At 54.2% G+C, this 15850-nt stretch carries 15 protein-coding genes and 1 other annotated feature; of the genes, 11 read left to right on the forward strand and 4 right to left on the reverse strand.

What is annotated here, in order from left to right; genetic code table 11:
- Positions 1-21: 21 nt before the first annotated feature.
- Positions 22-290, forward strand: a binding site (T-box leader).
- A 56-nt stretch (positions 291-346) separates the two neighbouring features.
- The 8 genes from ilvB to VKV29_RS01820 all read left to right on the forward strand — a co-directional run bounded on the left by ilvB (position 347) and on the right by VKV29_RS01820 (position 7417).
- Positions 347-2164 carry a biosynthetic-type acetolactate synthase large subunit gene (gene ilvB, locus VKV29_RS01785; RefSeq protein WP_324199580.1) on the forward strand — a complete coding sequence of 606 codons (1818 nt, stop codon included), beginning with the start codon at positions 347-349 and terminating at the stop codon, positions 2162-2164.
- A 56-nt stretch (positions 2165-2220) separates the two neighbouring features.
- Positions 2221-2724, forward strand: coding sequence for a hypothetical protein (locus VKV29_RS01790; RefSeq protein ID WP_324199581.1), 504 nt, complete (start codon positions 2221-2223; stop codon positions 2722-2724).
- 35 nt (positions 2725-2759) lie between these two features.
- On the forward strand, positions 2760-3314 hold the full coding sequence (gene ilvN / locus VKV29_RS01795; RefSeq protein WP_343217322.1) for an acetolactate synthase small subunit: 555 nt from the start codon (positions 2760-2762) through the stop codon (positions 3312-3314).
- A gap of 9 nt (positions 3315-3323) precedes the next feature.
- Positions 3324-3671, forward strand: a complete 348-nt coding sequence (locus tag VKV29_RS01800) for a hypothetical protein (protein WP_324199583.1) — start codon at positions 3324-3326, stop codon at positions 3669-3671.
- A 13-nt stretch (positions 3672-3684) separates the two neighbouring features.
- Positions 3685-4209, forward strand: coding sequence for a hypothetical protein (locus VKV29_RS01805; protein WP_324199584.1), 525 nt, complete (start codon positions 3685-3687; stop codon positions 4207-4209).
- Positions 4210-4283: 74 nt separating this feature from the next.
- Positions 4284-5378 (forward strand): ketol-acid reductoisomerase, encoded by a 1095-nt coding sequence (gene ilvC, locus VKV29_RS01810; RefSeq protein ID WP_324199585.1) that lies wholly within the window; start codon positions 4284-4286, stop codon positions 5376-5378.
- A gap of 96 nt (positions 5379-5474) precedes the next feature.
- Positions 5475-7025, forward strand: coding sequence for a 2-isopropylmalate synthase (locus VKV29_RS01815; RefSeq protein WP_324199586.1), 1551 nt, complete (start codon positions 5475-5477; stop codon positions 7023-7025).
- A 122-nt stretch (positions 7026-7147) separates the two neighbouring features.
- Positions 7148-7417, forward strand: coding sequence for a DUF4342 domain-containing protein (locus tag VKV29_RS01820; protein ID WP_324199587.1), 270 nt, complete (start codon positions 7148-7150; stop codon positions 7415-7417).
- A 4-nt stretch (positions 7418-7421) separates the two neighbouring features.
- Here the strand turns inward: VKV29_RS01820 and VKV29_RS01825 are convergent, their stop codons facing one another.
- Complete coding sequence (locus VKV29_RS01825; protein ID WP_324199588.1) at positions 7422-8180, reverse strand: glycosyltransferase family 2 protein; 759 nt, start codon at positions 8178-8180, stop codon at positions 7422-7424.
- Positions 8181-8303: 123 nt separating this feature from the next.
- Here VKV29_RS01825 and VKV29_RS01830 point away from each other — a divergent pair, with 123 nt between their 5' ends.
- Positions 8304-10289: a hypothetical protein gene (locus tag VKV29_RS01830; protein ID WP_324199589.1), complete on the forward strand. Its 1986-nt coding sequence runs from the start codon at positions 8304-8306 to the stop codon at positions 10287-10289.
- Positions 10290-10440: 151 nt separating this feature from the next.
- A complete protein-coding gene (locus tag VKV29_RS01835) occupies positions 10441-12453 on the forward strand; it encodes a hypothetical protein (RefSeq protein WP_324199590.1) in 2013 nt (670 codons plus the stop codon).
- Between the two features lie 32 nt (positions 12454-12485).
- On the opposite strand, the gene VKV29_RS01840 is transcribed toward VKV29_RS01835, so the two are convergent.
- From VKV29_RS01840 to VKV29_RS01850, 3 genes are all read right to left on the reverse strand, one after another.
- Positions 12486-13751 (reverse strand): acyltransferase, encoded by a 1266-nt coding sequence (locus tag VKV29_RS01840; RefSeq protein ID WP_324199591.1) that lies wholly within the window; start codon positions 13749-13751, stop codon positions 12486-12488.
- Positions 13752-13830: 79 nt separating this feature from the next.
- Positions 13831-14280 carry a hypothetical protein gene (locus tag VKV29_RS01845; RefSeq protein WP_324199592.1) on the reverse strand — a complete coding sequence of 150 codons (450 nt, stop codon included), beginning with the start codon at positions 14278-14280 and terminating at the stop codon, positions 13831-13833.
- A 33-nt stretch (positions 14281-14313) separates the two neighbouring features.
- Positions 14314-15354 carry a hypothetical protein gene (locus VKV29_RS01850; RefSeq protein ID WP_324199593.1) on the reverse strand — a complete coding sequence of 347 codons (1041 nt, stop codon included), beginning with the start codon at positions 15352-15354 and terminating at the stop codon, positions 14314-14316.
- 226 nt (positions 15355-15580) lie between these two features.
- Between VKV29_RS01850 and rpmE the strand changes: the two genes are divergently transcribed.
- Positions 15581-15784, forward strand: coding sequence for a 50S ribosomal protein L31 (rpmE, locus tag VKV29_RS01855; RefSeq protein ID WP_016481411.1), 204 nt, complete (start codon positions 15581-15583; stop codon positions 15782-15784).
- Positions 15785-15850 lie beyond the last annotated feature (66 nt).

A 15850-nucleotide genomic window follows, 5' to 3' on the forward strand; every position in this document is an offset into this window, starting at 1 on the left:
ATTCAGATTGACAATTGAGTAAGCAATGCGATGACGAGGCCAGTAGGCACGAAGCTCTCGCTTCAGAGAGTCGCCGGGTGGTGCAAGGCGATGCAGAGGCGTGCTGAAACTCCCCTCCGAGCAGAAACGCTGAACCGTGCCTTTTGGCACCCAGTAGGCTTTCCGGTTAGCGCCCGATAAAGCGCCTTGAGTGATCGGCAGAATGCCCTAGGGCATTCGACGTGCGCATTGCGTTAATGCGTGCCGATATCAAGGGTGGTACCGCGTGAGCAGAGCCTCTCGTCCCTTGGGGATGAGAGGCTTTTTTGGATTAGGATGCACCGCAAGTGTGGAGGAGTGAAGAAAGATGCAACTGTCAGGAGCACAGATTCTGCTGGAGTGCTTGAAGAAAGAAGGGGTTACCCACATCTTTGGCTATCCGGGGGGGGCCGTACTGCCCATCTACGATGCCATCTTCGACTGTAAAGAGATCGAACATGTGCTGGTAAGACACGAGCAAGGGGCAGCCCATATGGCCGATGGCTATGCCCGTTCGAGTGGAAAGGTTGGGGTTTGCCTCGCGACCAGCGGTCCCGGCGCAACCAATTTGGTGACCGGAATCGCCACAGCCTACATGGATTCTATTCCTATTGTTGCCATTACCGGCCAGGTACGCACCTCTGCCATCGGCAAAGATGCCTTTCAGGAAGCCGACATTACCGGCATTACGATGCCCATTACCAAACATAACTTCTTGGTGAAGCGGGTCGAAGACCTTGCGGAAGCCATTGCCGAGGCCTTCTATATCGCCCGCACGGGGCGCCCCGGCCCCACGCTCGTGGATATTCCGCTCGATGTGAGTAAGGCCGTCACCGAGTTCGATCCGGATGATTATCCTCGTCTGGTATCTATTCCGTCGTATAAGCCGATCGGCCCCCATACCCGGGTGCCGGAGATGCAACTGCGAAAAGCGGCTCAGCTCATCGCTGAAGCGGAGCGCCCCGTGCTCTACGTTGGTGGAGGTGCCGTAGCCTCGGGTGCACAGGCGGAAGTAACGGCCCTTGCCGAAAAAACCAACATCCTTGTAACCACCACTCTGATGGGCAAGGGCGCCATAGACGAGACCCATCCGCTTTGCATCGGCATGCTGGGCATGCACGGCACAGCCTATGCCAACCACGCCGTCAACAACGCCGATTTGCTTATAGCCATAGGCGCCCGCTTCGATGACCGCGTTACCGGCAATGTAGAGAAGTTTGCCGTGGGCGCGCGCATCATCCATATTGATATAGACCCCGCCGAGATCGGGAAGGTGAAAACCCCCGATGTGCCCATCGTTGGCGACGTAAAAACCGTGCTCGCCGAGTTGCTACGTCATGTGAAGCCGCGGCCATGGAGCGCCTGGAACGACACCATCATGCAGTGGAAAAAGATGTTCCCCCTGGTCTACCCAAACGATGGCAAACTCTACGCCGAGTACATCATCGAGCAGATTAACGTGCTCTTCGACTACGATGCCATCATGACGACCGATGTGGGGCAACATCAGATGTGGGCGGCGCAGTACTTTAAATGTCGGAGACCTCGCCAGTGGGTAACTTCGGGCGGATTAGGTACCATGGGCTTTGGACTTCCCGCCGCTATCGGGGCGCAGTTCGCCAACCCGAATAAGCGGGTAGTGTGCCTCTCCGGCGACGGCTCCTTCCAGATGTGCAACCAAGAGCTGATGACTGCCACAGTCTACCGCTTGCCTATTATCACGGTGGTGGTTAACAACAAGTCACTGGGCATGGTGCGCCAGTGGCAGGAGATGTTCTACGATGAGCGCTACAGCGCGGTAGACCTTGAGGCCTCGCCCGATCTCGTGAAACTCGCCCAGGCCTACGGTGGAGTGGGAATGCGCGTAACGCAAAAGGAGGAATTGATCCCCGCTTTGGAGAAAGCAAAAGCGGTTACCGATCGTCCTGTCGTCATTGACTGTGTGATCCCGACATCGGAGAACGTCTACCCGATGATTCCGTCGGGGCAGTCCATCGAAGAGATGATGCTGAGGAAAGACCTCGAGCAACTTAAGGCGAGTGTCCATGCCGACTCGGAGGATTGGTCGTTCTCGGAGGAGGATCGGGTGCTTTCTCAGTATCTCCAGGTGGCCAAAAACGCATCGTCTGACGATAAGGAGAGCTAAAGTAAAGAACGACATGGGGCGGCGGGCCGTGCCGCCGCCCCGCTTCGAGGTGGTTTATGCAAAACATTGACCAGATCGCACCCGATGAGCTTTGGCACTACTACCAGCGTGGTTATCACTGCATGGTACGAAATGGGTTTTTCTTCCGCCAGGTGCTGCGACCTGCCCTCTCGCACGTCTTTTTCCAACGGGCGGTGCCCATCTTTATCGAGTATGCACGGGCCAATCACGGCATGGGGGAACTGCCCCCAAGCTTTGCCGAACAACTGCAGTCGTGTCCGCTCTCTCCACGCGACCTTTTGCATCTCGACTACGCCATTAGTCTGGGGCTGGCGGAAGAGCAGATCGAAGCCCTGAAAAGAGCGGTCAATTCGAATAGTCCCGTTATGGAATGGCCTGGCCCCCCCATCTTTGGGGCTTTCATCGCCGTGGACATGCCCAACGACATGGAAAAATGGCTGTTTACCGATGACGACGATATGGAGGAGGAGTTGGAGGACGACGACGATTTCGATGACGATGACGACGACAAGTCACCGCCTACCCGTTTCGACCTGTAGAGGCACATCGAATTCGTATCGTTCAGAAAGAAAGGATGGATTTAATAGTGAGTAACGGTATTCTTGCTCAATTGCAGCAATATCACACCATCACCGTGCTGGTGGAGAACCATCCGGGCGTGTTGGCCCGGGTGGCAAGCCTGTTTGCCCGACGCGGCTTTAACATCGAGTCGCTGGCGGTTTCGGTGACCGACCGCCCCGAAATCTCGCGTATGACTATCGTGGTGGAGGGAGACCATAGGGTGTTGGAGCAGATCACCAAGCAGCTCAACAAGCTGGTTGAGGTGATCAAAGTGGTCGAGTACACCGAAACGGCCGCCGTGGAGCGGGAGCTGGCACTGATTAAGGTGAATGCGGAACCGAAAGACCGCGGCGAGATCATGCAGATCGTCGAGATTTTCCGAGGGCGCATCATTGACATGAGCGAAAAGACGTTCATTGTTGAGGTCACCGGCAGCACGGAGAAGCTCGATAAGATCGTACAGTTGCTGAATACCTACGGCATTCGCGAAATGGTGCGTACAGGGATTATCGCTATGGCTCGGGGCGCTAAAACGGCAGCTCGCTCCGGTCGGGATGGGATAGATTAGGCAAAGCCCATGTTGCACGAGTTGATCGGCCTTAGGGAGTTTACCAAACTGTGCATCGGAGGCGCTGTTGCTACGCCGGTCATCGCCCTCGTCTGGGCCTTAGCAAAGCCTGAAAATCGGCATAAGGCTGTTCTCTTGGCGCTGCTAGGCCCGGCCAACCTTGCTCTGTGGGAAATCTACAATCGTATAACGGATCATTTCGGGCTAGACACGGTGCGCAATCTCATCATCAATGTAGGGCTGTTTGTGATGCTTGGGGTGCTGGGGGGCATTGGCTATGGGCTGTTTGAAAGCCGTTGGTCAAAGGGCGCTCAACCCGATGTACAGGAAGAAGAGGCCCATGGTGTGGGCCCATAAAAGGAGGGAATAGATGACTTACCCGCCACCGGTGAGGGGAACAAACCCGCTCCTTTATATACTGGCCGCGTGCGGCGGTTGCGTTATTCTGGTGGTCATAGGCATTTTCGGATTCGGCCTTTTCGTATCGCATAAGTTCGGGGGCGCCTTCCAGCAGATGGCGGTTGTTAGTCAGTTCGGGGTGGCCCTGCAGCAGCACAATTACGAGAATGCCGTCTCACTGCTCACGGGGCCGGCACGGCAGGAGTACTCCGCGAATGCGCTTCAGCAAAAGATCGAGGGGCTGGAGAAAAAGTACGGTGCTTTAGAGAGTTTTACGCTAGACCCTCAACAGTTTCATAATCAAAACCCATCTCAAACGCAGAACCCGCTCCAGCTATCAGACTATCTCTGCGATCTGCAGTTTCAACGTGCCCTAGTTCATATGAAGCTGCATTTCGACCCCACCGATCCACATCATATTTCCGGCATTGCCTGGGGCAGTGTGTATAAAAACGCCTCGGAAACTCAAGGAGGAGCGCAAGAGCACTCCCGGTGAGGAGAGGACCGCTTTACAGGAGTTAGAGATCGTTTTAATGAACAAATTTCGATGTAAGGAGAGAAGGTTTTAGGATGCCTGCAACTATCTATTATGACAAAGATGCCGACCTCGCAACGCTGCGCGGCAAAAAGGTTGCCGTGATCGGCTACGGCAGTCAGGGGCACGCACACGCCCTCAACCTGCGTGATTCTGGAGTAGACGTGGTGGTAGGGCTGCGCCCGGGTAAGTCGTGGCACGCTGCCGAAAGCGATGGGCATGTGGTGTTGCCTGTGGCCGAGGCCGCCGAACAGGCCGACATCATCATGATTCTGGTCAACGACGAGTATCAAGCAGCTCTCTATAAGGAGGCGATTGAGCCGCATCTCAAACCGGGGAACGCCATCGCCTTTGGGCATGGGTTTAACATCCACTTCGGGCAAATTGTGCCGCCTGCCGATGTAGATGTGTTTATGGTGGCGCCAAAGGGGCCGGGGCATCTGGTTCGGCGCGTATTTACCGAGGGCAAAGGGGTGCCATGTCTTATCGCTATTCACCAAAACCCTACCGGCAACGCCAAAAATATCGCCTTGGCCTATGCGAAAGCGATCGGAGGCACGCGCGCCGGCGTTATCGAGACGACCTTTAAAGAGGAGACCGAAACCGATCTGTTCGGCGAGCAAGCGGTGCTGTGTGGTGGCGCCACGGCCTTGGTGAAAGCCGGCTTCGAGACGCTTGTGGAGGCCGGTTATCAGCCTGAAATCGCCTACTTCGAGTGTTTGCACGAGCTGAAGCTCATTGTAGACCTCATGTACGAGGCCGGGATCGCCGGAATGCGCTACTCCATTTCCGACACAGCCCAATATGGAGATATGACGCGTGGGCCGCGCCTTATTGACGACCATGTGCGCGCTACCATGCGCGAGATACTCCAACAGATTCAGAGCGGGGAGTTTGCAAGAGAGTGGATTTTGGAGAACCGAGCCGGACGACCGGTCTTCCGCGCTCTGGATCAGCGCGACCGCAACCATGCCATTGAGCAGGTTGGGCGACAACTACGTGCCATGATGAGCTGGGTTCAGCAAAGTGGCGTACAGACCAACGTACAGTCGCAACAGCAGGAAGAGCAACCCCAGACGATCTCGGCAACCGGCGAGCGCATTGGCCGTCTAGAATGGGAGAAGAAGTAGTTGTTTTGGTAACATCCGTCCTTACTCGGGACGGTTGAATGACCTCCTCATGGGCAAAACGGTGATGAGGAGTTTCGCAAAGGAGCAAGAGCACCTATGGCAACGCGGATCTATATCTTTGATACCACACTGCGAGACGGGGAGCAGTCGCCTGGCGCTTCCCTCAACGTCGCCGAAAAGCTGGAGATAGCAAAGCAGCTTGAGCGACTCGGTGTAGACGTGATCGAGGCCGGCTTCCCCATCTCCTCACCGGGTGACTTTCAGGCCGTGCAGGAGATAAGCCGTACCGTTCGAGGGTGCGTTATCTGTGGCCTCACCCGCGCGGTGGAAAAGGACATTGATGTTGCGGCGGAGGCGCTGCGTGAGGCCGCACATCCGCGCATTCATACCGGCCTTGGCGTCTCGGATATTCACCTGAAATATAAACTGCGAATGAGCCGAGAAGCTGCCATGGAGCGAGGCGTGCAGGCCGTGCGACACGCGCGTCGGTATGTAGCTGAAGTCGAATACTTTTTGGAGGATTCCGGCCGAGCCGATAAAGACTATCTTTGTAGGGTGATCGAGGCCGTTATTAACGCGGGGGCGAGCGTCATCAATATTCCCGATACAACCGGCTACTCGACGCCGGAGGAGTACGGCGAGCTGATCCGCTATGTGATGGAGCACGTGCCCAACATTGATAGGGCCATTGTCAGCGTGCACTGCCATGATGACCTCGGTTTGGCCGTTGCGAACTCTCTGGCAGGAGTTCAAAACGGAGCGCGGCAGATCGAATGCACCATTAACGGTATCGGGGAACGTGCCGGCAACACCTCGCTGGAAGAGGTGGTGATGGCCATAAAAGTGCGTTCCGATCGCTATCCCTTTGAAACGGGCATCGTAACGCAGGAACTGTATAAAACCAGCCGAATGGTGAGCACGGCCACCGGCATACTCGTGCAGCCAAACAAGGCTATCGTGGGTGCCAACGCATTTGCACACTCCAGCGGTATTCACCAGGACGGCGTGTTGAAGGAGCGTACCACCTACGAGATCATCAATCCCAGCGATGTGGGCATTCATGAAAGCAAGATCATTCTCACCGCTCGCTCCGGGCGCCACGCGCTTCAGCACCGGTTGCGGGAGTTGGGCTATGAATGTAATGAGGAGCAGATAGACCGTATCTACGCTCGGTTTTTGGAGTTGGCCGATCGCAAGAAACAAGTCTACGACGAAGACCTCGAGATTTTAGTAGCCAACGAAACAAGTATGCTCCATCGTACCTATGAACTGCTGCATGTGCAGGTGTCTTGCGGCGATAAGCTTATTCCCACTGCAACCGTCTCTATTCGTAACGAAGCAGGCGATGTGTTTACCGATTCCTGCCATGGCACGGGGCCGGTAGACGCGGTCTATCGAGCCATCAATCGGATAGTGAACGAGCCAAACGAGCTGATCGAGTTCAGCGTTCAGGCGGTAACACAGGGCATTGATGCGTTGGCCGATGTAACCATTCGCATCCGCCGTGACAACGACATCTACACCGGGCGCGGGGCCGATAGCGACATTGTGGTGGCGAGCGCAAAAGCCTACATGCACGCGCTCAATAAGTTGGTTGACCGAGCCTCGCATGCAAGCCGTAAAGAGGGCGTCCTTCAACATCCCTAAACTGGCGCTGCAGTGAGGTTTGGGGTGGAATAGGGAAGAAAGGTCTTTCCTGTTCCCTTTCTTTTTAACAGAGCAGATGTGAATTGCGATTTCTCTTTCAGAAACCTATAAGGAGGCAATGAATGACCGGCAACCCCGAACCCGGCGGCCAGCCCACACTGCGCGAGCAGTTGGAGGTGGCAGGGCATCAACTCGAAGAGAAGGTAAAGGAACTGCTGCATGAGGGAAATGTACAGCACCTGATCATCAAACATGAGGGACAGACCATTCTCGAAATTCCGGTGGGTCTTGGCATTGCGGCGGCGGTGCTGGCACCTGTGTTGGCCGCTGTGGCTGCCGTAGGCGCCCTGCTAACGCATTGTACCATTGAGGTGGTGCGCAAAGGCGAGTAGGTCTTTAGAAGCGAGCAAAACGAAACTTGATGAGCGTCCATATCGCAATAACGCCGTCGGTCCACCGAATCTTTTTGCCCTGTGCGATGGTTCGGGCTTGATAGCGAATGGGCACCTCCACGATGCGATGGTGGCGCCGGATGAGTTTGGCCGTGACCTCTGGGCAGAATTCGAATCGGCGGCAAGTCAGTGGCAGTGAACGGAGCACCTCGGTGCGAAAGGCTTTATAGCAGGTGGCCTCATCGGTAAGAGGGGTGCGATAAAAGCAGCGTACCATCCAGGCGAGCAGGCGGTTAATAAGCCGATTGGCGAAGCGCATTTTGGGCATGCCGTGGGTGAAGCGTGAGCCGTAAACGGCGCTGACGCTGGGGTCGGAAAAGGCGTTAAGGATGACTAGGTAATCTTGGGGGTCGTACTCGAGATCGCCATCTTGAATAATGCAGAACTCGCCTTGGGCGTAAGGCAGAGCGGTACGAATGGCGGCACCTTTGCCCTGATTGCGGTCATGATAAAACACGCGAACATGGGGGATTTTTCCCTCGACTTCCGTTTGTAATAGCTCGCGGGTGCCGTCGGTTGAGCCGTCATCTACGATCAGTATCTCCTTTTCGATAGGCACGGCAAGCACGCGCTCGAGCAGCGCAAGCAGCGTTCTCTGTTCGTTCATCACGGGCATCAGCACGCTAAGCACGTAGCGTGTTTGCGCAGAAGTGACTTTGGCAACGGTGCCAAGCTCTTGAGCGCTTCCATTCGATGGTTTCATAAAATGCTCCTTTGCCAATATACGTGTTTTGTGAGCATCGAGTCGCGTTACAAAGTGCCGAAAAATTTGTCTAAGAGTATGGTATTCTCATACTACGAAACATAAGTTTAGGATGGAGGGGCGATGCTTCGGAAGCAGATGTGTTCTTATGGGATGGTGCTCGCAGCCCTCTTTTTGGTGGGAAAGCCCGCACACACACAAACATCTTCGTTTGGGGGCTACAAGGCGCCGCCAGGAGTTTACCGCACGAGTTGGGTTGGCAACACTTTTGGGGGTGACGGAGGGTCTAACGGTTTCGGCTATTGGGTACAAGATGGTATCTCAAAGTTGGCCGTAAGCCCGGATGGAACCGCTCTTTGCGGAGTTGAATGGGATGAGGCTGGGCGCTGTGTTGGGCTTTATAAGGATGGCCAGGTCAATCGCGTGCTCTTGAAAGAGGGTGGGAAAGAGACTGCATGGGGGTGGGGCACCGCCAATAGAGCCCTGGCTGTATGGCAAGATACGATTTATGTGGCCAATGAAGGCAAGAAACTGCTTCGGTTCCGCTGGCATCCGGGTGCGATAAACTCGGCGGTGTTTGTGGGTGAAACCGATCTCTCTGCGAAGGCGGTTGCCGTAGCTGCCAATCGCAATTGGATCGTGGTAGCCTATCCCAACTCTATTGAGTTGCGTCGTGCGGCGGATATGCGAGTAGTGCGTCAGTTTCCCATGCAAAAGGTGCAGGATGTTGCCTTGGCAACGAACAGCGGTCTTTGGGTGCTGGCCGACAAGCGCGTTCAACACTGCTCTTTCACTGGGAAGATACTCCCTGGCGTAATCTCTAACCTTCAAGACCCAACGGCCATTGCCATCGCCAACCACAACCCCAATCAGCTCCTCGTCTGCGATAACGGCCCCCGACAGCAGGTGCTGTTTTATGACCTAAAACTCCATCCTCATCTCGTCAAAACCTTTGGCGCCTACGGAGGCTTAATGTCAGGTCAGCCGGGAGAGGTGAAGCCGAACAAGCTTTTCGGTTTGCGCGGTGCCAACACCGACGCTGACGGGAACCTCTATGTGGCCATGAGCTTTGGTAACGGCCCTAATGGCCACTGTCTCTTACGCTGCTTTGCTCCAAACGGTACCATGAAATGGCAGGTGATGAATTTTTCCTTTGTGGATACATTCGGCTTCGACCCAGATTCCAACGGCAGCTTGGTTTTTAGTCGTGACGCCATTTTTCAACTCGATCTTAGCAAGCAAAAGCCTGGGAGCGAATGGAGTTTGAAAGCGATCAGTGTGCCTTATCCGCAGGAACAGACCTCAGATCGCTTGCGGTACGGGCAGTCGGCCATTGTGCGGGATTTGCAGGGGCGGCGTTTGCTGTATCTCATTGGGCAATATGCCGGCGGTTTTCTAATATACGCCTTTCGCGGAAACATTGCTTATGAGGTAGGAAAAGTAGGTAGAAACGATAGTTGGGCCTGGTATGTGGACGCACAGGGCAATATCTGGAATGGAGATGGGCCAAATAGAAATATCTTGTGTTATCGCTTTTTAGGATGGGATGCGCAAGGAAAACCACGCTATGATTGGAACCATCCTGAGACCTGGCCATGGCCTAACGATTTCGAGCTTGTGCGACGCATCATTTACAACGCCGACGCCGATACGCTCTATTTGTTTGGATATCTCAGAGGCGAAACCATCGACTCGTGGGGAGTTGTGGGTCATACCGCTCGACGCTACGATGGATGGCGTACGGGGGCACCTAAAATTCGTTGGACGATTCAGCTGCCGGTAAATCCACACGGGAACGACCAGGGGCAGCCTCTGACGCCGCAGTCGGTAGACGTTGCCGGTGACTATCTGTTTGTAGGCATGGTAAAGCCGGACGATAATCGGCAGTACACGCATATTTTTCGGCTCTCCGACGGCAGCTATGTCGGCTCGTTATTTCCCGGCCCTGAAGTGGGAGGAAACGCCGGTTGGCAGGATATGCCCTATGCGATTCAGGCTTTCCATCGTAAAAACGGGGAGTATCTTGTGCTCGTCGAAGAAGACTGGCGGGGGAAGAACCTGCTTTACAGATGGTGGCCTGAAGGGCAGTTGCAGGCAAAGATACGCTGAATGCATATCACCACCATTTTTCCCCAGCTGTGGGTTAGAGAAGGTGGCTCGCAGCTCGCTACGGGCAGAGATGGGTAGTGGATTTGGCAGGGTGCCTCAGTCTGTGATATAATACGATGTATGTAATTCCAAACAAGGGAGTTTTCCTCTGATGTTAAAACCTCAAGGTATGCGTCTGCTAACTTTGATCGCAGGCAGTTTAGTCCTGACGAGGGTCACAATTGCCGACCCGCCCCAACCATTCCATGCACCGCCAGGTGCCTACGTTACGAGTTGGGTAGGCAACACCTTTGGGGGTAGCGGCGGCCAGAACGGTTTTGGATATTGGGTACAGGAGGGGGTCTCCAAACTCGTTGTTACCCCCGATGGCACGGCCTTTTGCGGGGTAGCCTGGGACGAAGCCGGTCGCGATTTAGGCCTCTACAAAAACGGACAGGTCAACCGAGTGCTTTTACAGCAACCACACTACTCTACTTCTGGGTTTGGGCTTTCCAACACGGCCTTTGCCGTTTATGGCAGCCACATCTATGTGGCCAATACGGATGCTCAACTTTTACGATTTACCTGGACGCCGGGAGACATCAACTCGGCAAAATATGTGGATTACGTAAAACTGCCGGAGAAAAAAGAGGTTGTGGGGCTAACCGCAAACAACGACTATGTGGTGTTAGCCTACAAAGACGGCATAATTGAACTTAGGAAGGCGAACGATTTATTGGTTTTTCGTCAGTTCTCACTATCTGGGGTAAAAGATGTGGCCTTTGGACGCGATGGTTCGCTGTGGATTCTTGTCGGTGCTCGCGTTCAGCATGTTACCCTATCGGGACAGGTGCTGCCTCCTGCTATTACAGGCCTTCAAGACCCAACGGCCATTGCCATCTCCAACCACAACCCCAATCAGCTCCTCGTCTGCGATAACGGCCCCCGACAGCAGGTGCTGTTTTATGACCTGAAACCCCATCCTCATCTCGTTAAAACCTTTGGCGCCTACGGAGGCTTGATGTCGGGTCAGCCGGGAGAGGTGAAGCCGAACAAGCTTTTCGGTTTGCGCGGTGCCAACACCGACGCTGACGGGAACCTCTATGTGGCCATGAGCTTTGTGGGTGGAGCTTCCGGGCACTGTGTGCTGCGCTGCTTCGACTCCGCAGGAAAAATGAAATGGCAAGACATGAGCTTAGCTTTCGTGGATACTTTCGGCTTTGATCCCAGTTCGGATGGCACTACGGTCTACAGCCGAGATGCCATTATGCAGCTAGACTTAAAAAAGCGGCAGCCGGGAAGCGAATGGAGTCTGAAGGCTTTTACCGTTGTTTATCCCTCTTCTGTTCGCGACCCTCGTGAGGACACCTACAGTGCTGCCAGTGTTGTAGTGCGCCGCCTAAAGGGAACAAGAGTACTTTATACGATTGGACAGATGGGTGGGGGCTTCGACATCTATGCTTTCAACGATCCGAAACATCCCTATATCCCACGCAAAGTAGGCACGACTCCTCCTACGGATGGCACATGGGCGTGGTATGTGGATGCAGACGGCGGTATTTGGTGGGGCGATGCCCCCGACCATACTATCCGTTACTACCCATTTCAAGGCTGGAATGAGGATGGTACCCCGCGTTATGATTGGAAAAACCCCCAAACCTGGCCATGGCCTCAGGACTTCGACTCGGTAACACGTGCGATCTTCATCCCGAAATCCGATACCCTCTATCTCTTTGGCTATCTCAAGGGGCAAGATGTGGAAACCTGGGGTGTGGTCGGGCCTACAGCACGCCGTTATGACGATTGGTTAAGCGGCAACCCAAAGATCGTCTGGACAAACACCCATCTCCCTACCGCGCCGGACTCTCAGGGCAAACCCATTACCGCCAAAATGGTTGATATTGCCGGTGACTATCTGTTTGTCGGCATGGTATTTTCCTCTCCGGATGGCAATCACTACACGCACATTTTCCGGACTTCGGATGGAGGCTATATAGGCTCCTTCGTGCCGGGCGACTCGGTGGGTGGCGGTGGTAACGTTGGTTGGTGCGATATGCCCTACGCGCTGCAAGCTTTCAAACGCTCCAATGGTGAGTATCTGGTGCTAGAGGAGGAGGACTGGCGGGGGAAGAATCTGCTTTATAGATGGTGGCCTAAAGCCGAAACGGAGACCAGCACGCGCTAAGCAGAGTCGAGGGCGAGCTAGAAGGAAAAGGTTTAAAAATGTATTGAACGCGCCGGCGCCGCTTGTCTCTCCAGTGAGACAGATTGTCCACTACGGAGGTGTGTTGGTAAAAATGGGCGTTCAAAGACCCAGTGAAATAGATAAGAGCCTACCAGACACGCCGGAATGCCGACCCCGAAAATAACTGCAAAATAGCGCTCTCCAGAAAGGCGAAGAACACGGCAGAGTTTATCTGCCAGGCCGAGAATAGGAAAGTGGACGAGGTACAGGCTGTAAGAAAATGTGCCCAACAGGATGATGTAGCGGCAATGCAACAGCCTTAGCGCTGCGTTGTCGCTAAGCCCTGTTTGGATACGATGGGTTGCTTCCACAATAAAGCAGGCGGTCGCCAGCCCTAAAAGCAGGTCGGTTGGCCATTCCCATCCGGTTCCCAGATGCCAGTGACTAACGAGGAAAGTCCGTAGGTAGAGGTTATTCTGTAGATGCAGATAGGTGGCTACAGAGGGTGCGATCAACAGCAGGTAAGCGATACCGGCAAAGCAGATGCAGAGTCTGCCCCAAGCTACCTTGTCGCGTAGCAGGCGCATGTCATCGGCCTGCCAAAACCCTATCGCTGCTGCGGCCATGCCAAATGCGAAATCCCCGATGAGCCAAAAATAGGTTCCGCCAAAATGGAGATAGTAGCCGCCGAGGCCGAAGAGCCATGTGCAGAAAATGGTTGCCCAGAGACCAAACCGTCGCCATAGTGGTAGAAGGAGGAAAGGAAACCAGAAATAGATTTGCCACTCTACTGCGATGCTCCACATAGGCGGGTCAATAGCGTAGTCCCAGCCGTGATGGTTGTGAATGAGCAGCAGATGCGAAACGATCGTTGCCCAACGGGTTATCGGGATCGCGGTGTCCCAGAAGGCGTGAAAGGGACGGTTCATGCCTGGCACACAAAAGATAATGAGCAGTGCGAACGCGAGGGCAGCGTAGTAGGGCGGCAGAATACGACGTGCACGTCTTTTCAGATAGTCTAGTACCCCATGCGGCATATAGCCATCAACCGTGCGCGCAATGGGCAGCATAAGCACGTAGCCAGAGAGGACAATAAAGACCACAACGGCTTCGTGACCAAAGGTAAACAGGCTTTTGAAAAGCAGCGCTAGGAGTGCAGCAAGCGGAGGCGCCAGCCCAGCTCTAAGGGCATGAGGTGCGTAGTAGAAGGTAACAAAGGCATGGTGAAACACAACGAAGAGCGCGGCCAAGCCCCTCAGTCCGTCCAGATATTCTAGGCGGACTTTTGTCTGTTGCATAGGTGTCTGTTATGCATAGGCTCAAGAGAAGTCAACGTTCGACCTCCCTACAGGCCGGGCAACGCCACCACGCATGTGGTTAGAGAATGGTGAAGGTTGCCACCTCATCCGGCCCAAGCCAGTGGGCTTTATAGAGCGTTATGTAGGCGCTCACCTGATCGTTGATGGCGTCAATGTTTACCAACAGATCGACCACGTGGTTGGTAACATCTTGGCCGTTATAGAAGACCCTCGTGAACTCGAAAGCAAAAGCCGGGTGCGTGTTTTCGATCATCAGACTATGCCCTGGGAAGTACATTTCGAGGCGTCCCGGAAACATGCCTACTCGTGTCGAAGGGTTATCTTGAGGAACTACATAGGCATCTATCTCTCCGCCACGACGTATGCCTCCTTGGGCCGGTTCCCCAAACTCGTTACGCCCTGCATGAAGTTCCACATAGAGTTGTGAGGCGGGAAACTCCTCTCCGTTATTGAAGAGGGTGGTGGTGTCCCAATCGCCTTCGGTTTTAAAAACAAAATGATTTAACATTCTTCCTCCTTTTCCGATGATGTAGAGTGCCCGCTAGTTTTGCGTCGTTGCGGGTGCTACCCCTACTTGTATTATATAATATTGGTGACCCTGTTGCTGCAATACGAAGCTAACCGCCACAGTATGCTCTTCCCCTTGACGGTCTTTATAGATGTGGGTGCCGCTGACAAGGTAAATATGGGGCGCTCTCTGCTGTACCTGCTCGAGTTGGAATCGAACGGTTTTAGAGGCTCGAAAGGCATCTTGTGTCATGCTTAGATAGTCCGACGCATCGAGTGAGTAGCTGTATTTGCCGTTGAGGAACACAGCAACACGTTCGTTGCGGCGGAGGTGACGTGCGAGAAGGTCTAGGTCGCTTTTTTGCCAGGCGTTTTCAATGTCACCGATGGCATTGCGCAGATTTATATCGAGTTTCGGGTCGTTAGCCGAGTATACGGGGCCGCCTTTGCCCAAATAGTAGTGGTTGACATCACTGTTTTCGTTGGATTGAGACTCTTCTGTGCTGCGGTCGGCTTCGATGGTCGGAGGCACATAGTAGGCCGAAGGCGGTTGGATGGTGACTCCGTAGAGGTCGAGATAGGGTGGACAGAGATCATAGTAGGTGCCATATAGAGAGGGAACGGTCAGCCCATAGGCCCCGTAGGTGGAGTAGAAGGGATAGAAGGCAAGTCCACCAGGAAAGTAGGTGTCGTACCAAGGCAGTACATAAACGGTAGCTGTGCTGGTGCGGGAGAGCTGATTACGATAAGAGTAGCCTTCCAGGGTGCGGTTGAACCGATCAAACGCGGTGGTAGGCGCCGGGTTAATAACCGTGGTGCCACGCAGCACGTTATCGTGTGAGTTTGTTGAAGGGAGGGAAGGAGGCGTTATCTGCGGTGGCCTAACTCGCAGTGGTGGGGTAGGAGGGCTTGGGGCGCGCATAGGGGGCGGCGCTGGTGCAACGCGGGGAGGTGGTGCGGGAGCCATAGGGCGCGCACGACTTTGAGCTAGTGCGGAATGTAGTCCTAGTGGAGAGAACCCTAGAACAAAGGCGCTTAGCACCGTCCAAAAAAGCGGTCTGTTTGGAGTGTTCATGGCTTTCTCCTCACTTCCTCAGGGTTGGTTCCCCTTTGGAAGTAGATGGGATAAAGACTTTCACTTTCCTTCTACGTGCTTTCTGTAAGAGGAATTCCTAGGGCATTAAAGCCGGTGTGGTTTGTGGGGGGTAGGACGCGGTTCCATGATAGGCTCCTGTTGCTTTTTGGTGGCCTGATTACGTATAATACAGTTGGGCTTAACCGTCAAGAGAAAGGATTGGTTTATGAAAGAGGGTATCCATCCGGAATACAAGCCGGCTCGTGTGATATGCCAGTGTGGGAACACATTTGAGACTCGGTCTACCAAAGAGGTGCTTCGTGTGGAAATTTGTTCCGCATGTCATCCCTTCTTTACGGGCAAACAGAAGATCGTGGACACGGAAGGCCGAGTGGAGAAGTTCCTCCAGAAATATAAGATGAAGGCTTAGCTTATTAGCCGATGCAAAATCTCCAGCGCCTCTTCCCTGTAGCGAATACAGTGGGAGAGGCGTTCT

Source organism: Chthonomonas sp., from assembly GCF_035294165.1.
In the GTDB taxonomy this organism is placed as follows: domain Bacteria; phylum Armatimonadota; class Chthonomonadetes; order Chthonomonadales; family Chthonomonadaceae; genus Chthonomonas.